The sequence below is a fragment of the Comamonas koreensis genome, from assembly GCF_021026195.1.
In the GTDB taxonomy this organism is placed as follows: domain Bacteria; phylum Pseudomonadota; class Gammaproteobacteria; order Burkholderiales; family Burkholderiaceae_C; genus Comamonas; species Comamonas koreensis.
On sequence record NZ_JAJNCT010000034.1, the window covers coordinates 114,511 to 136,897 of the forward strand.

20 protein-coding genes are annotated in these 22,387 nt (G+C 64.4%); 4 read left to right on the plus strand and 16 right to left on the minus strand.

Features of this window, described 5'->3' with window-relative positions; genetic code table 11:
• Window positions 1–68: 68 nt before the first annotated feature.
• The 5 genes from LPW39_RS22275 to LPW39_RS22295 all read right to left on the minus strand — a co-directional run bounded on the left by LPW39_RS22275 (window position 69) and on the right by LPW39_RS22295 (window position 4,787).
• Window positions 69–2,042: a family 2A encapsulin nanocompartment cargo protein cysteine desulfurase gene (locus LPW39_RS22275; RefSeq protein ID WP_230780701.1), complete on the minus strand. Its 1,974-nt coding sequence runs from the start codon at window positions 2,040–2,042 to the stop codon at window positions 69–71.
• Between the two features lie 14 nt (window positions 2,043–2,056).
• A complete protein-coding gene (locus LPW39_RS22280; protein WP_230780703.1) occupies window positions 2,057–2,989 on the minus strand; it encodes a family 2A encapsulin nanocompartment shell protein in 933 nt (310 codons plus the stop codon).
• Window positions 2,990–3,050: 61 nt separating this feature from the next.
• The gene (locus LPW39_RS22285; protein ID WP_133855029.1) at window positions 3,051–3,329 is read right to left on the minus strand and encodes a helix-turn-helix domain-containing protein; all 279 of its coding nucleotides are present in this window, start codon (window positions 3,327–3,329) and stop codon (window positions 3,051–3,053) included.
• Complete coding sequence (epsC, locus tag LPW39_RS22290; RefSeq protein ID WP_230780705.1) at window positions 3,326–4,264, minus strand: serine O-acetyltransferase EpsC; 939 nt, start codon at window positions 4,262–4,264, stop codon at window positions 3,326–3,328. The genes LPW39_RS22285 and epsC overlap by 4 nt, the downstream gene beginning before the upstream one ends.
• Window positions 4,265–4,313: 49 nt before the next feature.
• On the minus strand, window positions 4,314–4,787 hold the full coding sequence (locus LPW39_RS22295; protein WP_230780706.1) for a rhodanese-like domain-containing protein: 474 nt from the start codon (window positions 4,785–4,787) through the stop codon (window positions 4,314–4,316).
• A 342-nt stretch (window positions 4,788–5,129) separates the two neighbouring features.
• Between LPW39_RS22295 and LPW39_RS22300 the strand changes: the two genes are divergently transcribed.
• Entirely contained in the window at window positions 5,130–5,684 is a 555-nt protein-coding gene (locus LPW39_RS22300) for a hypothetical protein (RefSeq protein ID WP_230780708.1), read from the plus strand.
• Between the two features lie 6 nt (window positions 5,685–5,690).
• Here LPW39_RS22300 and LPW39_RS22305 read toward each other — a convergent pair whose 3' ends face one another.
• Window positions 5,691–7,028 carry a sulfatase family protein gene (locus LPW39_RS22305; protein WP_230780710.1) on the minus strand — a complete coding sequence of 446 codons (1,338 nt, stop codon included), beginning with the start codon at window positions 7,026–7,028 and terminating at the stop codon, window positions 5,691–5,693.
• 78 nt (window positions 7,029–7,106) lie between these two features.
• Window positions 7,107–8,090 (minus strand): Bug family tripartite tricarboxylate transporter substrate binding protein, encoded by a 984-nt coding sequence (locus LPW39_RS22310; RefSeq protein WP_407928900.1) that lies wholly within the window; start codon window positions 8,088–8,090, stop codon window positions 7,107–7,109.
• Window positions 8,091–8,280: 190 nt separating this feature from the next.
• Between LPW39_RS22310 and LPW39_RS22315 the strand changes: the two genes are divergently transcribed.
• Both LPW39_RS22315 and hemE read left to right on the plus strand, forming a co-directional pair.
• Window positions 8,281–8,805 (plus strand): MarR family winged helix-turn-helix transcriptional regulator, encoded by a 525-nt coding sequence (locus LPW39_RS22315; protein ID WP_230780712.1) that lies wholly within the window; start codon window positions 8,281–8,283, stop codon window positions 8,803–8,805.
• A 99-nt stretch (window positions 8,806–8,904) separates the two neighbouring features.
• Window positions 8,905–10,020 (plus strand): uroporphyrinogen decarboxylase, encoded by a 1,116-nt coding sequence (hemE, locus tag LPW39_RS22320; protein ID WP_230780714.1) that lies wholly within the window; start codon window positions 8,905–8,907, stop codon window positions 10,018–10,020.
• 138 nt (window positions 10,021–10,158) lie between these two features.
• Here hemE and LPW39_RS22325 read toward each other — a convergent pair whose 3' ends face one another.
• The 9 genes from LPW39_RS22325 to lnt form a co-directional block, all read right to left on the minus strand.
• Complete coding sequence (locus LPW39_RS22325) at window positions 10,159–11,061, minus strand: Fic family protein (RefSeq protein ID WP_230780724.1); 903 nt, start codon at window positions 11,059–11,061, stop codon at window positions 10,159–10,161.
• Window positions 11,051–11,539, minus strand: a complete 489-nt coding sequence (locus LPW39_RS22330; protein ID WP_230780727.1) for an antitoxin VbhA family protein — start codon at window positions 11,537–11,539, stop codon at window positions 11,051–11,053. The genes LPW39_RS22325 and LPW39_RS22330 overlap by 11 nt, the downstream gene beginning before the upstream one ends.
• A gap of 228 nt (window positions 11,540–11,767) precedes the next feature.
• Window positions 11,768–12,328: a histidinol phosphate phosphatase gene (locus LPW39_RS22335; RefSeq protein WP_230780728.1), complete on the minus strand. Its 561-nt coding sequence runs from the start codon at window positions 12,326–12,328 to the stop codon at window positions 11,768–11,770.
• 85 nt (window positions 12,329–12,413) lie between these two features.
• Window positions 12,414–14,546 (minus strand): glycine--tRNA ligase subunit beta, encoded by a 2,133-nt coding sequence (glyS, locus tag LPW39_RS22340; RefSeq protein WP_230780730.1) that lies wholly within the window; start codon window positions 14,544–14,546, stop codon window positions 12,414–12,416.
• On the minus strand, window positions 14,546–15,076 hold the full coding sequence (locus LPW39_RS22345) for a metal-dependent hydrolase (protein WP_230780732.1): 531 nt from the start codon (window positions 15,074–15,076) through the stop codon (window positions 14,546–14,548). The genes glyS and LPW39_RS22345 overlap by 1 nt, the downstream gene beginning before the upstream one ends.
• 20 nt (window positions 15,077–15,096) lie before the next feature.
• A complete protein-coding gene (gene glyQ, locus LPW39_RS22350; RefSeq protein ID WP_116926715.1) occupies window positions 15,097–16,005 on the minus strand; it encodes a glycine--tRNA ligase subunit alpha in 909 nt (302 codons plus the stop codon).
• Window positions 16,006–16,346: 341 nt separating this feature from the next.
• Window positions 16,347–17,567 carry a beta-ketoacyl-ACP synthase I gene (gene fabB, locus LPW39_RS22355; protein ID WP_230780734.1) on the minus strand — a complete coding sequence of 407 codons (1,221 nt, stop codon included), beginning with the start codon at window positions 17,565–17,567 and terminating at the stop codon, window positions 16,347–16,349.
• Window positions 17,564–18,088: a bifunctional 3-hydroxydecanoyl-ACP dehydratase/trans-2-decenoyl-ACP isomerase gene (fabA, locus tag LPW39_RS22360; protein WP_133855041.1), complete on the minus strand. Its 525-nt coding sequence runs from the start codon at window positions 18,086–18,088 to the stop codon at window positions 17,564–17,566. The genes fabB and fabA overlap by 4 nt, the downstream gene beginning before the upstream one ends.
• A 301-nt stretch (window positions 18,089–18,389) precedes the next feature.
• Window positions 18,390–19,982, minus strand: coding sequence for an apolipoprotein N-acyltransferase (gene lnt / locus LPW39_RS22365; protein WP_407928901.1), 1,593 nt, complete (start codon window positions 19,980–19,982; stop codon window positions 18,390–18,392).
• A gap of 273 nt (window positions 19,983–20,255) precedes the next feature.
• Here lnt and LPW39_RS22370 point away from each other — a divergent pair, with 273 nt between their 5' ends.
• Entirely contained in the window at window positions 20,256–22,352 is a 2,097-nt protein-coding gene (locus LPW39_RS22370) for a TonB-dependent siderophore receptor (protein ID WP_230780736.1), read from the plus strand.
• Window positions 22,353–22,387: the final 35 nt, after the last annotated feature.

Sequence of the window (22,387 nt, forward strand, 5' to 3'; positions counted from 1 at the left end):
CTCCCCATAAGAAAAGCGCCGGCTGTGACCGGCGCTTTTCGTTGCTGCAAGGCTGAAAATCCCGCCGCTCAGCGCCGCCGCGCTGCGAGCTTGCGCACCTCTCGCACCAGCTGGTCCACCTCGTCAAAGGTGTTGTAGAAGGCCAGCGAGGGCCGCACGGCGGTCTCTACCCCAAAGCGGCGCAGGATGGGCTGCGCACAGTGGTGGCCGGTGCGCACGGCAATGCCCTCGGCATTGAGCGCCTGGCCCACCTCATCGGTGCTGTAGCCGTCCAAGGTAAAGGCCAGCACGCTGGCCTTGCCGGGCACGGTGCCGATCAGGCGCAGCCCCGCAATGCTGGCCAACTGCGCCATGCCGTAGTCCACCAGCGCATGCTCGTAGCGGCTGATCTGCGCGATGCCGATGCGCTCCACATACTCCAGCGCTGCGCCCAGGCCCACCGCATCGGCGATGTTGCCGGTTCCCGCCTCAAAGGTATTGGGCAAGGGCTGGTAGACGGTTTTCTCAAACGTCACGTCGGCAATCATGTTGCCGCCGCCCTGCCAGGGTGGCATGGCCTCGAGCACCTCGCGCCGGCCCCATAGCACGCCGATACCGGTGGGTGCAAAGATCTTGTGGCCCGAGAAGACAAAGAAATCCGCCCCCAGGTCCTGCACATCGACCGGGGTGTGCGCAATGGACTGCGCCCCGTCGATCAAGGTCGTGATACCCCGGCGCCTGGCGATCTCCACCACCTGCTTGACGGGCACCACCGTGCCCAGCACGTTGGAGACATGGCCGATGGCCACGATCTTGGTGCGGTCGTTGATCAGCTTCTGGTACTCATCGAGCCGGATCTGGCCCTGGTCATCGACCGGAATCACCCGCAGCCGCGCGCCCTTGGCCGCTGCCAGTTGCTGCCAGGGAACGATGTTGGCATGGTGCTCCAGGTGGCTGATGATGATCTCGTCGCCTTCGCCCACATTCGTCCCACCCCAGGCCTTGGCCACCAGGTTGATGGCCTCGGTGGTGCCGCGCACAAAGATCACCTCGCGCGCATCGGGCGCATGGATAAAGCGCCGCACCACCTCACGGGCATGCTCATAGGCATCGGTCGCCCGCGCGGCCAGGGTGTGGGCCGCGCGGTGGATGTTCGAGTTCTCATGCGCATAGAAATGGCTGATGCGCTCGATCACCTGGCGCGGCTTGTGCGTGGTGGCGGCATTGTCCAGCCAGACCAGCGGCTTGCCGTTGATGCGCTCGGACAGAATCGGAAAATCCCGCCGCACCGCCTGGATGTCAAAGCCCGGATGGCGGTCCTGCTGCGCGGCCACGGGCGCCGCATCGGCATGGGGATGCGCTTTGGCCGGTGTGACAAAGCCATTGGGCAGTTGCACGGCATGCACAAAGTAGTACTGCGGCGCAGCGCCCTGCCCCTGCAGCGCTTGGCCCAGCGGCGGCACATCGGCCGCGCGCGGGCCGCGCAGATCGATGCCGTCCAGATGCGGGTCGGGCGCGGCACGGCGGGCCTGGTCGGCCAGTGCCTGCAATGGCGCATCGCCGGGCGCGGCGGCTGCCGGTGCATCCAGAAAGTAATAGCCACTGGCAGCGGCGGGCAAAGCGCTTGGCACTGCGCTTGGCACAGTGCTGGGCACGGCGGCCAGCGGTGGCAGGCCTTGCACCAGCCCGCCCAGGCGCGGCTCATAGGCGGGCAACGCGCTGTGCAGCGTGTCGGGTACGCCATTGCCGGCGGCGGCATGGGGCAGCAAGGCCGGGGCGCGGTGGGCGAGCGACAGCACCGGCGTGGGCGATGCCGGCAACAGATTGCTGCCCGGCAGCACGCCGGCAGGGATGGGGGTGCCAGGCACGTTGGGGCCCAGGCCGGCCGGGCTGGCCAGCGGCGAGCCCGGTGGCGCGATGTTCACAGGGGCTTGCACACCGGGCGGCAGGCCCGCTGGCGCCGCAGGCCGCTCGGCCCAGAGCGCCGTGGCCAGCTGCGCCAGCAGCTCGGTGGAGATGGGCGCGCCCGATGGCTCGGGCAGGCCGGATACGGCGGAAACCATGGCGGCTCCTTTGCTCACTTGTAGGTATCGGGATAGTCGTGGTACTTGTTGATCTCCACGTCATCGAGCACGGCCAGCGCATCGGGCGTGTGCACCGCCAGCGAGCAGTACAGCGAGATCAGGTACGAGGCAATCGCATGGTTGTTGATGCCCATGAAGCGCACCGACAGACCTGGCCCCTGCTCGCCCGGCAGGCCCGGCTGGAACAGACCCACGACACCCTGGCGCTTGTCGCCCACGCGCAGCAGCAGGATCTTGGATTTGCCATCGGCCACCGGCACCTTGTCCGACGGGATCAGCGGCACACCGCGCCAGGTGATGAACTGCGAGCCAAACAGGCTGGTGGTGGGCGGCGGGGTGCCACGGCGCGTGGCCTCGCGGCCAAAGGCGGCAATGGTCAGCGGATGGGCCAGGAAGAAGGCCGGCTCCTTCCAGACCTTGGTCAGCAGCTCATCGAGGTCATCGGGTGTGGGCGCGCCCGTCAGCGGGAGGATGCGCTGCTCTTCGGCCACCTGGGCCAGCAGGCCGTAGTCGGGGTTGTTGATCAGCTCGCTTTCCTGGTTCTCCTTGATGGTCTCGATGGTCAGACGCAGCTGCTCCTTGATCTGGTCATGCGGGCTGCTGTACAGGTCGGAGACGCGGGTATGCACATCCAGCACGGTGCTGACGGCGTTCAGGAAAAATTCGCGCGGCTGCGATTCGTACTCGACAAAAGTGCGCGGCAGCTGGTTCTCATGGGTCTTGGCAGTGCAGGCCACCCGGATCTCCTCCGGGTTCTTGACCTGGTTGAGCCGGTAGATACCGGCCTCGACAGGCACCCATTGCAGCAGATGGGTCAGCCAGCGCGGGCTGATCGTGGAAAGCTGGGGAACGGTCTTGGTGGCGTTGGCTAACTGCCGTGCAGCACTGTCGCCCAATGCGGTCGTGCCGCCTACATTCGCTGTCATATTTCTCTCCGGTTGCGCGTGTGAATGAACAGAAAAATCATCACCTTGCAGCGCTTTTGCTTCAACCGGCTATCGCCGCCAAGCGCTGCATGTGCTGGGCCCGCACCAGGTAGTGCTGGTGCAGTTCCTCACCGCGCAGTACCAGGGTGGACTGCGGCACCTGCAGCGCCTGGGCCAGCTTGCCGATGGTGGCCAGCGACACCGCCACTTGGCCGCGCTCGACCTCGCCAACATAGGAGCGGTTCAGGTCGGCCTGCGCGGCCAGCTGCTCCTGCGACCAGCCCATGGCCTCGCGTGAGCGGCGCACGGCCAGCCCGAAATGGTGGGAAAAGTCATTCATAGCGCGGCCTCCTCAGCGGGCAACGTGGGTTCATTGCGGGGGCGCTGGGCCGCCGCCTGCAGCGATGCCTGGGTCACATGGGCGCCGGCAGCTACGCTCTGCGTCAGCCAGACATTGCCGCCAATGACAGCGCCTGCGCCCAAGGTGACCCGGCCCAGGATGGTCGCGCCGGCATAGATCACCACGCCGTCTTCGACAATCGGATGCCGGGGCTGGCCCTTTTGCAGATGGCCTTGCGCGGTCTGCACAAAGCGCTTGGCGCCCAAGGTGACAGCCTGGTAGATGCGCACCTTGCGGCCAATCACTGCCGTCTCCCCCACCACCACCCCGGTGCCATGGTCGATGAAGAAGCCCTCACCAATCTGCGCACCGGGATGGATGTCAATGCCCGTTTCGCTGTGCGCCAGCTCGGATACGATGCGGGCCAGCAGCGGCAGTTGCAGCACATACAGCTGGTGCGCTATGCGGTGGTGGATCAGCGCCAGCACACCGGGGTAGCACAGCAGCACCTCGTCAACGGTACGGGCAGCGGGGTCGCCCTCGTAGGCGGCCTGCACATCGCTGTCGAGCAGGCGGCGGATGCCGGGCAAGGCCAGCGCAAACTGGCGCGTCAGCGCCTGGGCCGGCTCCTCGGTGCCCGCGGGGCTGCGCTGGGTGTAGCGCAGCTCCAGCGCGATCTGGGTCTGCAACCGGTGCAAGGCGGCATCCAGCGTATGGTCCACATAAAAATCCTCGCTCTCCTGCAGCAGATCATGCGGGCCCAGCCGCATCGGAAACAGAACGCCCTTGAGCAGACCCAGGGTCTGCGCCAGCGCATCGCGCGAGGGGAACTCGCGCCCGCCGGGCTCCTGGCTGCGCTGGTGGGAATCACGCCAATGGCGGCGCTGCTCGGCCAACTGTGCGGCCACTTCTTGGATGGGGAAGGGGGTGGTCATGGCATACCTTCGTGGGGGGATCAAAGCGCACTTGTGGAAGGTCAGGGCCTCAGTCCTGCACCCATGGCAGCTGGTGGTAGCGCCAGCCATCGCCATGGCCGCGCTGCTGCTGCGCGTCCAGCTCGCCTTCAAAGCCCTCTTGCACATTGAAGACATGGCGAAAACCGGCAGCCTCCGCCGCCTGAGCGGCCAGCACTGAGCGTTTGCCGCTGCGGCACAGCAGCAGCGCCACGGCCTCCTTGCCGCCATGGGCGGACAGGCGAGCCTCCAGCTCGCGCACAAAACGGGGGTTGCGCGTCAGCGCCGTGCCGGTCGCCCAGGGGACATGGATGCTGCCGGGCACATGGCCGACAAAATGGCGCTCTTCGGCCGAGCGCACATCGACCAGCACGGCCAGTTGCTGCTGCACCAGTTGCCAGGCGGCACGGGGGGACACGCCGCCGGCGTAACCCAGAGCCTGGCCCTGTGCCGTCTTCCAGGCGGCCTCCAGTACATCGGGCAGGCTGGTATCGGTTGTCGTCATAAATCGCCTCTACGGTCAAATGGATGGGGATAGCCACCAATTTAGGCCGCCAGACGCTGCAGGAACACGAATAAAAATGCGCTTGCACATGCAGTTTTCACATATGCGCAGGCGCAAGCCCTCGGCTTGCGCCTATAGCCACCTGGGCTGAATAGGTCTATATTGAAGTGAAGGTGTAGCGGGTGTGCTGTACCCATCAGCCAACGTCCTCTGCGCCTCGATTGCCGCATTGCAACAGGCCACATCGTGCATGCGGTTCCTTAAAACAGGGCTGCAATGCCCGCTGTAGGCACTTGCAAGTTGCCTGCGGCCCGCAATGACAGCCTCCAACAGGAGACAAAGATGGCTGTCATCACCCATGACCATGGATTGCATTCCAACCCCAGCGAAAGCCACCACCGGCGCCATTTCAGTGCCAAGCGGATCTGCCTGGGGATCGTGCTTTTGTGCGTGGCCCTCGCCGCTCTGGTGCTGCCGCTGGTCCGTGAAGGCTTGCAGCTGATCCAGACCCAGCTGCACTGGCCGGCGCTGTCCAGCTGGCTGGCCCAGGCCCCCATGGCCAGCTGGCTGATGATGTTTGTCTGGGGCGCGCTGGTGCCGCTCTCGCTGATTGCGATGCTGCGCTACCACCGCAATGTGCTGGGTGTCGTCGTCGCCCTGGCCTTCGCGGCAGTGGCCGTCATCTGGTATGTGCACATGCCCGCCCAATCCGGTTGCGCGGCCCAGTACAAGGACAGCATCTGGTGCTCGGTCATCGCCTGGGGCTACAGCCTGAGCCTGGGTATCAGCAACGCCGTCTACCTGTTTGCATTGGTGATGGCCTTGCTCGGCGGCATCAGCTTTGCGGCGATTCCTGAGGACGATGAAGAAGACACCGGGCCGCAAGCGGCCCAGTGATGATGCTCAACGCTGGGGCATGTCGGCATCGGTGTAGCAGAGGCTCACCGTCGCATCCCCCGGGATCGGCGGCATGCTGGCATTCCAAGCCTCCCAGGCGGCCACCATGGCTTGCAGGCGCTCCGGCAGCACGGTGGCCAGGTTGGCGCGCTCACGCTCATCGGCGCGCAGGTTGAACAGATAGTCCACCCCGTCGACGCGCAGGTATTTCCAGTCGCCATTGCGCATCGCGCGCTGGCCGCGGTGGTTCATGCGCCAGAACAGAGGCTGATCGTCCTGCCAGGCCACGTCTTGCAGCAGCGGCAGCAGCGACTGGCCGTCCCAGGGGTAGTCGGCAGCGGCGGTCGCCCCGCCAATCTCCAGCATGGTGGCGCTCCAGTCCATCGTCATACAGGTCTGGCGGCTCTCGCCCGCAGGCGCAATCACACGCGGCCAGTGGGCCACCCAGGGCACGCGGATGCCGCCCTCGGTCAGGTCCATCTTGCCGCCCACCAGCGGCCAGTTGTCGGAGAAGCGCTCGCCGCCGTTGTCGCTGGTGAAGACGATCAGGGTATCGTCTGCCAGACCATGGGCCTGCAAGCGCTCCACCAGGCGGCCAATGCCTTCGTCCATGTGGTGGATCATGCGCTGGTAGCTCTCAATATTGCCGCCATGCAGGTGGTAGATGGCCTGCTTGTTCTCGACCAGCTCGCGCGACAAGGCTTCGTCGTCCCGCGTTTCCCAGGGCCAATGCGGCGCGGTGTAGTGCAGGCTCAAAAAGAAGGGAGTGTCTTGCTGCGCGCCGGCCGCCATGCGGTCGATGTAGTCCACCGCGTAGTCACTGATCAGGTCGGTCAGGTAGCCGGGTTGCTCGCGCTCGGCCTCGCCAAACCAGAGGTCATGCTGGCCGTTGGCACCGCAGTGGCTGAAATAATCCACCCCGCCCGACATGGGCCCGAAAAACTCTTCATAGCCCGATTTAAGCGGGCTGAAATGCGGCGGGTAGCCCAGGTGCCACTTGCCCATCAAGGCCGTGCGGTAGCCCGCCTCGCGCAGCAGCGATGGCAAGGTCGGGTGGCTGGGCGGCAGGCCCAGGTCCGGATTGCCGCGTGTGGCGGTGCGGATCGGCTCCTCGGCCGCACCGCGCAGGCGGTACTGGTAGCGCGCCGTCATCAGCGCAAAGCGCGTGGGCGAGCAGACCGGCGAGTTGGAATAGCCCTGCGTCAGCTTGAGGCCCCCGGCGGCGAGCGCATCGATGTGCGGAGATACGGCCCCAAAGCTGGCATTGCGGCCGCCATAGCAGCCCAGATCGGCGTAGCCCAGGTCATCGGCCACGATAAAGATGATGTTCGGTCGTTTCAACACGGGGTCTCGCTCACAGTCATGGCAGGGCAGCACCCGGTCGGTGCGCAGCCTGCGTCTGGCAGTTCAGGGGAAAACGGATCAGGGCTTGTAGCCCGAGGCCTGGATCACCGGCGCCCACTGCTTTTTGTAAGCCTGCAGCGCCTTGGCGGTCTGCTCGGAGGTGCTGGCCACCGGGTCCAGGTAGTTGGTCGCAAACTGCTTGTGCACTTCTGGATCCTGCATCACCTTGTGGATGGCGGCGGCATAGCGCTGCACCTGTGCGGCAGGCATGGACTGGGGCGCAAAAAAGGTGTTCCAGCCGGCGGCAGACAGGTTCACGCCCGCCTCCTTCAGGGTCGGCACATCGGGCACGGCGGCATTGCGGGCATCGCCACTGACGGCCAGCAGGCGCAGCTTGCCCGCCTGGTGCTGCTGCACCAAGGTGTCGAGCGTATCGACGGCCACCGGCACCTGCCCGCCCATAAGATCGGTGAGCAGGGGCGCCGAGCCCTTGTAGCCCACTGCCTCGGCCTCGACGCCGGCTTGCTGGCCCAGCATCAGCGCAAAAAAGTGCGGCAGGCTGCCGGTGGCAGGCACGCCGATATTGGCCTTGGCCGGGTTGGCCTTAAGCCAGGCCAGCAGATGCTTTATTTCCTTGACAGGCACGGCGCTGGCCACGGCCACGCCAAACACATAGCGGTTGACTTCGCTGACCGGCACAAAATCCTGCTCCGGGTCATAGCCCAGGTTGTTGACCACCAGCGGCGCCACCACCATGACGGCGGGGTTGGCCAGCATCAGCACCGGCTGGCTGGCGGGGGCGTTCTTCACAAACTGCGCAGCCACGCGGCCGCCAGCGCCCACCTTGTTTTCGACAATCACGGTGCTGCCCAGGCTGGCCTGCAGCTTGTCGGCCACGATGCGTGCGACACGGTCCGTGGCCCCGCCGGGTGGGTAGCCGACGATGATGCGCAGCACGCCGTCCTGGGCCTGCGCGGGCAGGGCCCACAACGACGAGGTGGTGGCCAGCACCGAGGCAGCCATGGCTGCGGACTGGCCGAGAAAATGACGACGTTGAACCATGGGGAGAGTCTCCGATGCTTATGAACAAGGGCCAGCAACAGCAGGCCCATGCCCTCTATGGTGCCGCGTTTGATCTAGCCGGAAGGCATAAGCTTTTTCCACTGCAGAACAAGCGCCCGCGCAGCATGTCTGCACTGTAGAAAACCAGGGCACAATTGTTCTAATCAACCATCGCCCGGATTTACCCGCAGTGCCGCCCAGCCCCCTTGCCGATCCGCAGCAGCCCAGCGACCTGCTGCTCTACCGCCTGGCCAAGCTCACCGCATCGGCGGGCCGGCTGGTCACGCGGCTGTGCGAGCGCCACTACGGCATCACCCGGCGCGAATGGGGTGTGCTGATGTGGCTGGCGCGCCAGCCCGGTCTGCAGCCCTCGCAGCTGGCCGATCTGCTCGAACTCGACCGGGCCCGCATTTCGCGCGCCCTTGCCTCGATGCAGGCCAAGGGCCTGCTGAACAAATCCACCGAATCCAGCAACCGACGCCGCGCCGCGCTGCAGCTGAGCCCCGCCGGCCAGCGCCTGCATGATGCGCTGCTGCCCCAGGTGCGGCGCATCAACACCGATCTGGTGGCCGCGCTCGACGCCGATGCGCTGCAGCAGCTGGACCAGAGCCTGCACCGCCTGCAGCAGCAGGCCAATCGGGCCGCGCAGGATGAGGCCAGCGATGCCGCCTTTCCACCGCGCCAGTCCGGCCACCGCCAGAACCACTTGGGCTGAGCCGCTGGGGCGCGATCTGCGCGAACTTTGATCCATACCCTACCCGGGCAAACCGGCATCGCTGCCCAGGCATCGGCAACTGCGCGACAATCCCTGCCCATGAGCACGACATTTGCACCGCTGACCAACGACACCTTCTTGCGCGCCTGCCGCCGCCAGGCGACGGACTACACCCCCCTGTGGCTGATGCGCCAGGCGGGCCGCTACCTGCCCGAATACAAGGCCACACGCGCACGCGCTGGCAGTTTCATGGGGCTGGCGACGAATGTGGACTACGCCACCGAGGTGACCTTGCAGCCGCTGGAGCGCTTTGCGCTGGATGCCGCCATCCTCTTCAGCGACATCCTGACCGTGCCCGACGCGATGGGCCTGGGCCTGTCCTTTGCCGAAGGCGAAGGCCCGCGTTTTGCCAAGGTGGTGCGCGACGAAGCCGCCGTGCAGGCGCTGGCCGTGCCGGACATGGACAAGCTGCGCTATGTGTTCGATGCGGTGACCAGCATCCGCCGTGCGCTGGATGGCCGCGTGCCGCTGATCGGTTTTTCCGGCAGCCCCTGGACCCTGGCCTGCTACATGGTCGAAGGCAAGGGCAGCGATGACTACCGCCAGGTCAAGTCGCTGATGTACAGCCGCCCCGATCTGATGCACCGCATCCTGGAGGTGAACGCCGACAGCGTGGCCGCCTACCTCAACGCCCAGATCGATGCCGGCGCGCAGGCCGTGATGATCTTTGACAGCTGGGGCGGTGTGCTGGCCGATGGCGCCTTCCAGCAGTTCAGCCTGGCCTACACCAAGCGCGTGCTGAGCCAGCTCAAGCGCCACGGCGCCGATGGCAGCGATGTGCCCCGCATCGTGTTCACCAAGGGCGGCGGCATCTGGCTGCCCGAGATGCGCGATCTGGACTGCGAGGTGCTGGGCCTGGACTGGACCGCCAACCTCGGCAAGGCCCGCGCCATCGTCGGCGGTGAAGCCGGCGGCCCCGGCAAGGCGCTGCAAGGCAATATCGACCCCAATGTGCTGTTTGCGCCGCCCGAGCGCATTGCCGAACAGGTGCGCCATGTGCTGGAGAGCTTTGGCACACCCCACACCGACACCAGCCGCCCCGGGCCCACGCATATCTTCAACCTGGGCCATGGCATCAGCCAGTTCACCCCGCCCGAGCATGTGGCGGCCCTGGTGGAAGCGGTGCATAGCCAGTCGCGTGCGATGCGTAAATAAGCGCTGCGCGCCCTACACAAAAGCGCTGCAATGCGCGATGCCTGGCGGCCCAACCCTCTCGCTGTCAGCCGTATTTCCTTTCAAGAGCCAGAGCAGCGGGAGGCTAAAGATCGCCCGCCTCTCTGGCATGCCTTGGCCTTAGGCTGGTCGGTAGGTGTTGCCTTGCGGAACCTCACCAGCATCCAGACTCCGTTGGATCTTCATCCGGACGCTCGCGATGAATTCTTCTCGCTGGGACCTATCCTCTGGAAACTTGCGCAGCCCATAAGCGCCAGCAGCCTGCAAGATGTTGTAGGCCCCGCTCAGCTCAGGGAAGGCGGCCATCGCTTCGTCCTCTTTCCACTCCTCGAAAGCGCAAGCCCGGCTTGGCCGGATAGCATCACGCAACAGGTCGGGCATGTTCCGATTCTCTGCAAATTGATCGAGCATCAGTGTGACCGATCGCGTGGTGCGATGGTCACGCAAATGGGGAAGCGCGAGGAGGTTCACGCTCAAATCTCTCGCAATGCAGAGAACATTGCGCCCGTGCTTGTCGATGTTGAACCGGGTCCAGTCCAACTCGTAGCCACAGTTCTCTGCCAGCGAGCGCGTGAACTCGCGCAGCGTGCGGCTGTTGCCGTCCGGAAAGGGATGGATGTAGTCCAGCTGTGCGTAGAGCTGGCCCATGGCTTGGCTGAAATTCTCGGTACTCAGTGCGCTGAGCGCAGTCAGGTTGATGCCATCAAGCGTTTGGTTGAGCTGCCCGATAGCCTTGTCGTCCATCGCTGAGTAGGCCACGACGGACGGCACAGAGATGCCTTCCATCACGCGCTCTTTCACCCAGTCCTGGTGCGGCGGCACGGCTTGGCGATATTCGCCGGGCTTCAGCGATGGGTAACCTGCCTTGGGCAAGTCCTGGAATATGCGACGGTTGATTTCTTTCAAATGGACCGCATCGAACTTGCCCTGCACCGGATGCAGATAAAGCTCGGTGATCCGCCGAGCGGTATAAAACCCCTCTATGCGTTCACGCTCCAGGGTTGCTCTGGTTTTAGCGCTCATGCACGTCGCTGTATGACGCCTGGGCAAACTGCTCCGTGCTCATCTCGCCATTGATAAAGCGTTCGGCAAAGGCTTGGGCTTCCTCGGATGGAGAAAACCCTTCGAGGCCGGCAGACGCCATGCCGTAGGCAACGGCAGCTTGGCGACGCCGGCGCTCCACCGCGTTCAGCGCTGGACTCGTGCTCTTGGCGTGCATCTGCGCCTGCTCAACATAGGCTCGCATGAAATCACGCAGCAAAAGGCTGCCATCGCGGTTGTTGGCACGCGCCCATTGGATGAAGCTGTCCTTGAGCTCGACACCGACACGGAAATTAAAGGTGCCCTGCTCCGCTCCGCCGCCTGGCTTTATACGCTGGGCGCCGCCACGCACAGGTACTGCATTCTTGGGATCGTCGATGGACGCTCGCGCCGTCGAGGCCTTGGCCGTCGTCTTGACTGCTACCCTCTTGGGTGGTCTGCCTCGGGTGGTGGTGGTCATGGCGGCTCCAGATTGCGTTGTGAGTGACTACTATTTTATTGTATATACACTGTAATTACAACCGACAGATAGGGGGGACGGCTTGCCTTGGGACAGCGCTGCTCAATAACTCAGGGAGCGAGCAACAGGGTCAACGTAGAGTTGCGGCCCTCCACAAAGAGCGGAAAAAATGCCAGTCAGATTTTGGCTGACTGGCATCTATCGCAATACGGGGCTTTGTTCAGGCTCTCAAGCCTGCGGCGGCCGATTCGCCATGCTCTGCAGCAGGTGCTCGGTGCACTGGACCATGCTGGCATGCTGCTGCGCCTCCTGCGAAGGGCAGAGCGCCGCCTCGGCATCCGGCCCACCGGGCACAGAGACCCAGTGCAGGCGCGCGCCCAGGCTGGCAGCGGCTTGCAGCAGGCTGGCGCTGCGGGCGATCACCGCGACCTTGCCCGCTTCCATGTTGAAGCGGTCCAGGATCTGGCGCAGCAGCGCGGCCTGGGCGTCCAGGCAGTCGCAGTGGTCATCGGGCGGATGGGGGCAGAAGAACACCGCATCGACCTTGGCGCCGACGGTGGCCAGCTCCTTGTACATCTGGCGGTGGTAGTCATTGAGTGCGGCGCAGTCGTAGAGGCCTCGGCCCAGACCGGGCTGGTTGGCCACCAGCACCACATGCCAGCCAGACAGGTTCAGCCGGGCGATGCTGATGGCGGCATCGGGCATACTTTGCCAGTCCTGGTGGCCGCGCAGCTGGCCCAGCACCGGCTGGCCGACAATACCGTCACGCTCGAGAATCGCAAGTTTCATCACAGGCTCCCTCAGAAGACAGGCTGCGGCACGCGGCCTTGGCGGGCTGCCGCCATGCACAATGGCGGCGCGCCCATCCAGCTTATCAGGCAGCGACCAGGCGCGACAGATCGGCGATGCGGTTCATGGCTTCATGCAAGGTTGCCAGCAGGCCCAGGCGGTTGGCCTTGAGCGCCGGGTCTTCGGCATTCACCATCACATGCTCAAAGAAGGCATCGACGGGCGTGCGCAGCGCAGCCAGGGTCTGCAGGCTGGCGGTGTAATCGCCTTCGGCAAACTGGGCATCGGCCTTGGGTGCCACGGTCTGCAGTGCGGCAAACAGGTCCTTCTCGGCCTGCTCTTGCAGCAGCGCTTCGTCCACGCGGGCGCGCACCGGGCCGTCGGCCTTCTTCAGGATATTGCCCACGCGCTTGTTGGCGGCGGCCAGTGCCGGTGCCTCGGGCAGCGCGGCAAAGGCGCGCACGGCTTCCAGGCGCTTTTGCACATCGGCCAGGCGCTGGGGGCGGTAGGCCAGCACGGCGTCCACTTCCTGGGCACCAAAGCCTTGCTCGCGCAGGCTGCCGGCCAGGCGGTCATAGATGAAGTCGGACAGCGCGGCGCTGGCATCTTCGATCTTGTCACCAAAGGCGGGCAAGGTGCTGACCAGCAAGGTGTCCAGGTCCAGCGGCAGGTCCTTTTCGACCAGCATGCGGATGACGCCCAGCGCATGGCGGCGCAGCGCAAACGGGTCGCGGTCGCCGGTGGGCAGGTTGCCAATGCCGAACATGCCGACCAGGGTTTCGAGCTTGTCGGCCAGTGCGACGATCACGCCGACGTCGCCACGGGGCAGCACATCGCCGGCAAAACGCGGCTTGTAGTGGTCTTCAATGGCGTCGGCCACTGCGGTATCGAGCTGGTCGTTGAGCGCGTAGTAGCGGCCCATCGTGCCCTGCAGTTCAGGGAACTCGCCCACCATGTCGGTGATCAGGTCGGTCTTGGCCAGTTGCGCGGCCTGGTCCACCTGCTTGCCCAGCTGGGTGGCACCCAGCTGCTGCGCAATGCTCTTGGCAATGGCGCGCACGCGCTGCACGCGCTCACCCTGGGTGCCCAGCTTGTTGTGGTAGACGACCTTGTCCAGCGCTTCCACACGCGAGGCCAGCGTTTTCTTGCGGTCCTGGTCAAAGAAGAACTTGGCATCTGCCAGGCGCGGGCGCACCACGCGTTCGTTGCCGCCGGTCACCGCCGATGCATCGGCCGGGCTGATGTTGCTCACCACCAGGAACTGGTTGGTCAGCGCGCCATCGGCAGCCAGCAGCGGGAAGTACTTCTGGTTGGCCTTCATCGTCAGGATCAGGCACTCTTGCGGCACGTCGAGAAACTCTTTCTCGAACGCGCAAACCAGTACATGCGGGCGCTCGACCAGGGCGGTCACTTCGTCCAGCAGCGCTTCGTCGTCGATCGGCTTGACGCCGCCGCCCACGCGCTCGGCTGCGGCCTGCAGCTGGCGCACGATCTCGGCCTTGCGCTCGTCAAAGCTGGCAATCACCGCGCCCTGCTCGGCCAGGGTCTTGGCATAGCTGTCGGCATCGCTGATCACCAGCGGATCGACCAGCGCCTCAAAGCGGTGGCCATGTGTGGTGTTGCCGGCCTTGAGGCCCAGCGCTTCGATCGACAGCAGCACCTCGGTGCCGTGCAAGGCCACCAGGCCGTGCGCCGGGCGCACAAACTGCACGCTGCTCCAGCCGGGCAATTCGCAGTTGCCTTCGAGTTGGTAGGTCATGACCTTGGGGATAGGCAGCTTGGCGATGCTCTCGCTCAGCGCCTTTTGCAGACCTTCGGCCAGGCTGACGCCAGCGGCCGTGCTGTCGTAGAACAGCGCTTCGGCCTTGCCGTCCTGGGCCCGCTTGAGCTGCGGCACCACCGAGGCGTCCGCGCCCAGCGCGGCCAGCTTCTTGAGCAGGGCCGGCGTAGGCTGGCCATCGGCCGACAGGCCCACGGCCACCGGCATGAGCTTTTGCGAGACCTGCTTGTCAGCGGCGCGCGGCAGCACATCGCTGATCAGCGCGGCCAGGCGGCGCGGCGAGGCATAGGCCGTCAGCTGCGAGCCGTCACCGGCCAGGCCCTGCGCACGCAATTGCTGCAGCAGCACCTGGGCAAAGGCGTCGCCCAGCTTTTTGAGCGCCTTGGGGGGCAGCTCTTCAACAAACAGTTCAACCAGAAGATTGGGAGAGGAAGTCATCAGGATTTCCGGGTATGGCGCAGCGCGAAGATGGACAGGCCCAGGGTCAGCAGCGGGAACCATACGTTGTAGAGTTCACTGACCAGGACCTGCACACCGCGCTGCGAGAAAAAGCGGTCTGCAGCAATGGGCGAGACGGCAATCGGTCGCCAAGGGCTGAAAAAACGTTCGGAGCTCAAAGGCCACAACAAGGCAATGCCGCTGCCGCCGCTGGTCATCATGTCCAGCAAGGGGTGCGACAGGGTGCAGAAGAACACCCAGGCAAAGCCGGCCAGGCGCGGCACTTTCCACCAGCGCGCCAGCCACAGGCCGAACAAGCCCATCAGCAGCGCAAACAAGGCCGTGTGGGTGATGCCACGGTGGGCCCATATGCCACTGCCGGCGCTGCCGAACTGGTAGGGAATGCCATCGAAATCCGGCGCAATCGCGGCCAGCGCGCCCACCAGCAGCATGCTGGGCGGCACACGGCGGCTGCCCAGCGCCAGCGCTGCGGCAACCGGTACGGCGACATGCGTGAAGATCGTGGGCATGGGCAGCGCGGCGGGGGTGTTTAGGCGGCAGCCTTGGGCGGGATCTGCGCCACCCACTCGCGCGGCGCCATCGGGAAGCCCAGGCGCTCACGGCTGTCGTAGTAGCTCTGCGCCACGGCGCGCGCGAGATTGCGGATGCGGCCGATGTAGGCTGCGCGCTCGGTCACGCTGATGGCACCACGCGCATCGAGCAGGTTGAAGGTGTGGCCGGCCTTGAGTACTTGCTCATAGGCGGGCAAGGCCAGTTGCTGCTCCATCAGCAGCTTGGCCTGCTTTTCATGGGCGCCAAAGGCCTGGAACAAAAACTCCGCATCGGAATGCTCGAAGTTGTAGGTGGACTGCTCCACCTCGTTCTGGTGGTAGACATCGCCATAGGTGAGGCCGTCGGTCCACTGCAGGTTGTAGACATTGTCCACGCCTTGCAGGTACATGGCCAGGCGCTCCAGCCCGTAGGTGATCTCACCGGTTGCGGGCTTGCAGTCGATACCGCCCACTTGCTGGAAATAGGTGAACTGCGTCACTTCCATGCCGTTGAGCCAGACCTCCCAGCCCAGACCCCAGGCGCCCAGGGTCGGGTTTTCCCAGTCGTCTTCGACAAAGCGGATGTCGTTCTTCTTCAGGTCGAAGCCCAGCGCTTCGAGCGAGCCCAGGTACAGATCGAGGATGTTGGCAGGCGCGGGCTTGAGCACCACCTGGAACTGGTAGTAGTGCTGCAGGCGGTTGGGGTTCTCGCCATAGCGGCCATCCTTGGGGCGGCGGCTGGGCTGCACATAGGCAGCTTTCCAGGGCTCGGGGCCGATGGCGCGCAGGAAGGTGGCGGTGTGCGAGGTACCTGCACCCACCTCCATGTCATAAGGTTGCAATAGCGCGCAGCCCTGGTCGGCCCAGTACTGCTGCAGCTTCAAAATGATTTGTTGGAAATTCAACATGGAGAGTCTGGTGGTGGACGCAGCCTGCTGTTGGCGGCCCGCGAAGTGGGCGCGCAGCGGCAAGATCGGACTGCATGCATGCCTTGCTGCCTGTCTGCACCAGCAAAGCGGTCAAAAACATTTGATTTTAGTGCTTTCAGCCGCCCCATGGGCGGCGATAGCCGAGCGCATCAGGGGCCAGGGCCGCCAAACGCCATGCTTTGCCAAGCGTGCAAGGTGTTGGTACCGCGCCTGCGCTGCATAGTCGGTCTCATTTTGATAGCACGCGAGCCACTATTCGACCGCCAAAAGAAAAGCGCCCGAAGGCGCTTTGTCAGGGGGGGCGGTGGGCCCTGGGCCGATCAGGCCGCTTCCCAGCGCTTGAGCACCAGGCAGGCGTTGGTGCCGCCAAAGCCAAAGCTGTTGGACAGCACCTGCTTCAACTCCGCCACACGTGCCTTGGTGACCAGGGGCATATCGCCCACAGCGGGATCGGGATGGTCCACATTGGCCGAGCCAGCGATGAAGCCCTTCATGAGCATGATGAGGCTGTAGATGGCTTCCTGCACACCGGTAGCGCCCTGCGAGTGGCCGGTCAGCGACTTGGTCGACGAGAACGGCGGAATGCGGTCGCCAAACACCTTGCGGATCGCGTGCAGCTCAGGCACATCGCCCACCGGGGTGGAGGTGCCATGGGTGTTGATGTAGTCGATCGGTGCGTCCAGGCCTTCTATGGCCTGGGCCATCGCGGCGACAGCGCCTTCGCCCGAAGGGGCGACCATGTCTTCCCCGTCCGACGAGATGCCGAAACCGACGATCTCACCCAGGATGGTGGCGCCACGGGCCTGGGCATGCTCCAGGCTTTCAAGCACCAGCGCACCGCCGCCGCCGGCAATGACAAAACCATCGCGGTCGGTGTCATAGGGACGGGAGGCCTTGGTCGGGTCGTCGTTGAACTTGCTGGACATCGCGCCCATGCCATCGAACAGGATGGCCAGGCCCCAGGACAGCTCTTCGCCACCGCCGGCAAACATCACATCCTGCATGCCCCAGGAGATCTGCTGGGCGGCTGCGCCCACGCAGTGGGCCGAGGTCGAGCAGGCCGAGGTGATCGAGTAGTTGATGCCCTTGATCTTGAAATTGGTCGCCAGGTTGGCCGACACGGTCGAGCCCATGCAGCGCGTGACCTGGTAGGGACCAACGCGGCGAATGCCTTTTTCACGCAGGGTATCGGCCGCTTCGATCTGGTTGGCCGGCGAGCCGCCGCCCGAGCCCATGATCAATCCGGTACGCGGGTGGCTGATTTGTTCGGGTGACAGGCCTGCCTGGGCAATCGCTTGCTGCAGGGAGATCTGTGCGTAGGCGGCAGCATCTCCCATGAAGCGCAGTTGCTTGCGATCAATGAAGTCTTCAACATTGATGCGCGGAATGCCAGCAACCTGGCTGCGCAGGCCCATTTCCTTGAACACCGGCATGTGATCGATGCCGGAGCGGCCTTCGCGCAGCGAAGTCTCCACGGCCTCCAGCCCCACACCGATACAGGAGACGATGCCGGCCCCTGTAATAACCACCCGACGCTTCATGCTGCGTTTTCCTTGCCGTCGCCCTCGCGCAGGAACAACCCCACACGCAGGTCGTTGGCGACATAGATTTCCTTGCCGTCGGCGAGCAGTCGTGCATCGCCAATGGCCATGTTCAGTTTGCGCTTGATCACGCGCTTGATGTCGATTTCGTAGGTTACCAGCTTCACGTCAGGGCCGACTTCGCCGGTGAACTTGACCTCACCGGCACCCAGGGCGCGGCCACGGCCTGGCAGGCGCAGCCAGGTCAGGTAAAAGCCGATCAGTTGCCACATGGCGTCCAGGCCCAAGCAGCCAGGCATCACGGGATCACCCTGGAAGTGGCACTTGAAGAACCACAGGTCCGGGTTGACGTCCAGCTCGGCCACAATTTTTCCCAGCCCGTGCGCGCCACCGTTTTCGCTGATCTCAGTGATGCGGTCGAACATCAGCATCGGCGGCAGTGGCAAACGGCCACTTTCGGGGGTAAACAACTTGCCCTCACCGGAGGCGATCAGTTGTTCATAGGAAAAAGATTCAGCCATTGTCAGTCCAACTTCTGGTGGCGGTCACTCCGCCGCATTTCTCTGATGGTGCCCAGGCACCACTACCTGCAGGTACGCATTATCCCGCTTCTGGGCCCGAAGGTGCGAGACAAAGCCGTGGACCGCGCTGTGCTTTGTGCACAAAATCCAGGCGATCTGCGTTTTTTAACAGCAATTACATTTGCCAGTGGCGGGCGTCTGGGCCATGCCCGCATGGCGCACACCCCAGGCTGCCGCTGTCATCTGCTGGTAATTTACCTGCTTAAGCCTGCATCTGCACCGGGCGCACAGCGCCCGGTTTTCAGCGCCGGCGACCCAGCCAGGCCCCCAGTACGACCAACAAACCCAGGCCCCACAGTGGCCAAAGACCCCAGCGGCCCGCCCACTGGGCAAACCAGGTGGGGCCGGCATCCACCCCCTGCACCTGTGCTTGCAGCACGGCGCGGCTTTGGTGCGGCAAGATCTGCTGTACCACGCCGGCCCGGTCGATTACCGCCGTGGCACCGGTATTCGTGGCCCGCAGCATGGGCCGCGCCAGCTCCAGGGTCCGCATCCGGCTGATCTGCAAATGCTGGTCGATCGCAATCGAATCGCCAAACCAGGCGATATTGCTGGCATTGACCATGATCGTCGGCGATTGCGCGCTGTCCACAAAGCGGCTGGCCAGCTCCTCGCCAAACAAATCCTCGTAGCAGATATTGGGCGCCCAGCGCTCGCCCGCCCAGGGCAGCGAAGGCTGGTTCATGCCGCCGCGGTTGAAATCGCCCAGCGGAATCTGCATCAAATCGGTGAACCAGCGGAACATCGGCGGGATGAACTCGCCAAACGGCACCAGGTGGTGCTTGTCATAGCGGTAGGCCTCGGGCTGGCCGGGCACCAGGCCAACCATCGAGTTGGTATAGCCCTGTTCAAAATCGCCCAGCGGCACACCGATCAGCGCCGCCTGCTGGCCGCTGGCAAAGCGCTGCTGCAGCTCCTGCCAGTAGCCATGCGGGGTTTGCTGCAGCAGCACGGGGATGGCCGTCTCGGGCGCAATCACCATGTCCGCCTGGCTTTGCTGCAGCTGTTGGGCATACCAGGCCAGCGCCATCGGAATGCCGGAGCTGGCCTGGAACTTCTCGCCCTGCGAGATATTGCCTTGCAGCAAGGCGACCGATACCGGCTTATTGGGCACCGCCGCTACCGATGCCTGGGGCAGGCGCTGGGCCAGCCAAAGTACCCCGGCCACCACCAGCAGCGCAACATAGCCCGGCCAACGCGCCATATGCCCGCCGCGCAGACCGGCCAGCCACATCGCAGCGGCCGATGCGACCGCGCCAATGCCGTAAACGCCAATCCAGGGCGCCAGGCTGGCCAGTGGGCCATCGACATGGGCATAGCCGCCGGCGCCCCAGGGGAAACCGGTCCACCACTGGCCACGCGCCAGCTCGGCCAGCAACCACAGTGCGGCAAACAGCAGCATCGCGCCGCTCAGGCGCTCGCCCCGCCAGGCCACAAACAGGCCGCAGACAACGGCATAGTACAGCCCCAAAAATGCCGCCAGCCCCAGCACGGCCAGAACGGCCAGCGGCGCTGGCAGGCCGCCGTAGGTGTGCATGGAGATGAACAGCCACCAAAAGGTGGCACAAAGCCAGGCACAGGCAAAGGCCCAGCCAATCAGCACACCATGCCAGGGCCGTTGCAAACGCATGAGTGCCGCAGGCAGCACCGCCAGCGACAGAAGCTGCAGCCACCACAGCGGCTGGCCATAACTGGCCGGGAAACCATCGCTATGCCAGGGCCAGGCCAGGGACCAGGCTTGCAAGACCCCGGCGACCAGTGCCAGGCAGGCCCACAGCCAGGGAAAGCGGCGGTGGGATTCAAAGGAGGAAAAAGAAGAATGGGAAGCGGGCACAGGTCAATCAGGGTTGGGCAGGGAGAGAACCACCGCGCGCTCTTCAGGCACGGCCGCTGGGCGCACTATACGCGATCCCCCTCTGCAGCGGGGCAGCCAGCCAGAGGACCAACGGCTGCGCGCGATGACGCCTGGCAACAGCCGATAGAAATCAGCAAATGCGGCAAATTAGCTACAAAAGAGAATGCATTTGAGAACAATTATCGATTGCAATATAAAATTACAAACTAGTTACCCGTCACTCACGTTCTTACCCTCTCCCTCCCCAACACCATGCAATACGCACGCTACACCCCGGTGGTCCACGCCGTTCTGCTGGCCATTGGCGCGATCGGCTTTGCGGCCCCAGCGCTGGCACAAACCGCCGACACCACCGAAGCCGCGACAGCCAACGCCAAGGCCGACGCACCCAGCACCACGCTGGAGACCGTGACCGTCATCGGCTCGGTCAACGACCTGCAAAGCCTGGACTTCTACGCACCCAACTCCAGCGCTGTGCTGCAGAAGGACCAGGTCGACGCCCTGGGCGCCCGCAAGCTGGACCAGGCCCTGCAGTACCAGGCCGGTGTGGTCAGCGAGCCCTTTGGTGCGGACAACAAGGTCGAGTGGTTCAAGATCCGTGGCTTTGACGCCTCGGTGTCGCTGGACGGCACCCCCACATCGCCCAATGGCTACTTTGTCTGGAAGCCCGAAATCTTTGGCGTGGAAACGGTGGAAGTCGTCAAGGGCGCCAACTCGCTGGTCTTTGGCGCATCCGAGTCCGGCGGCGTTGTGAACCTGGTGACCAAGCGCCCCAAGAAGGAGCGCGCGCTGCAGCTGAACACCGAAGTCGGCAACCAAAAGCGCCTGGGCGCCGGCATCGACTACAACGACATCGCCAATGCCGATGGCACCGTGTACTACCGCCTGGTCGCACAAGCACGCCGCGAAGACGGCATGCAGCGTGAAACCAATATGAAGAGCTACTACCTGGCGCCCAGCGTCACGATGGAGTTCACGCCCCAAACCTCGCTGACCCTGCTGGGCAGTGTGCAGCGCGAAGATGGCCGCCCCACCAACGGCTTCCTGCCCGCCTACGGCACCATCACCGATACGCCTTATGGCCGCATTGACCGCCGCCTCAACGCGGGCGAGCCCGGTGTGGACCACCTCAAGCGCACCCAGTCCAGCCTGGGCTGGCTGCTGAGCCACCAGATCAACAGCGACTGGAAGTTCACCCAGAACTACAAGTACACCCACCTCGATCTGGACCAGGTCAACACCTTTGCCTATGGCTCGGACGGTGACCGCACGCTGTCGCGCGGCTACACCTACACCGATGGCACCTCCAAGAGCCATTACCTGGACAACCGCATCACCGGCAAGCTCAAGCTGTCCGACAGCATCCAGCTGCTGCCCACCTTCGGTATCGACTACCTCAAGTCCGACACCGATGGCCTGAACAACGGCTTCGGTTTCGTGCCGGGCCTGGATATGTTCAACCCCGTCTACGGCGCGCCTTTCGACATCACCGGCACGCCTTATGGCCTGCACTCCAAGCAGTGGGGCGCCTATGCCTCCACCCAGCTGCGCGTGGGCAGCCACTGGAACTTCAACCTCGGCTTCCGCCATGACAAGGCCAAGAACACGGGCTCGGTCAGCGGCTCCGATGCTGGCTACGACGTGAGCAAGAACAGCGTCAACCTGGGCGCGATGTACATCACCGACTTCGGTGTCTCGCCCTACATCAGCTATTCGGAATCCTTCAAGCCCATCACTGGCGTGGACAGCGAAGGCAGGGCCTACAAGCCCTACGAAGGCAAGCAAAGCGAAATCGGTCTGAAGATGGAGCCCACCTGGCTCAACGGCACCCTGACCCTCGCCTACTTTGACATCCAGGAAAAGAACGCGCTGATCTCGGACGCCTCCAACATCCAGACGCAATCGGGCAAGCGCACCAACAAGGGCATCGAGCTGCAAGGCGACTTCAAGCTGGGCCCGGCGACTGCCATCAAGGCGGCCTACACGCATAACAACTCCAAGCAGGACATCTCGGCCACGCAGACCGTGCGCACGCCGCTGATCCCGGACAACCAGGTCAGCCTGTGGCTGAGCCACAGCCTGAGCCTGGCCAACAGCCAGAAGCTGACGGTGGCTGCCGGTGCCCGCTACAACGGCCAGACCGAAGACCAGCGCTACAGCCCCGGCAAGCGCATCTCCGGCTACACCTTGCTGGACCTGATGGTGCGCTACGACCTGAGCCGCGAATGGGCGCTGCAACTCAATGCCCGCAACCTGACCGACAAGACCTATGTCAGCGGCTGTGACTTCTACTGCTACTACGGCGGTGGCCGCACGGTTGACGTGCAACTGCAGTACCAGTGGAAGTAAGCCACTAAGATGGAATGCATAGTGCCAGTGCTGCG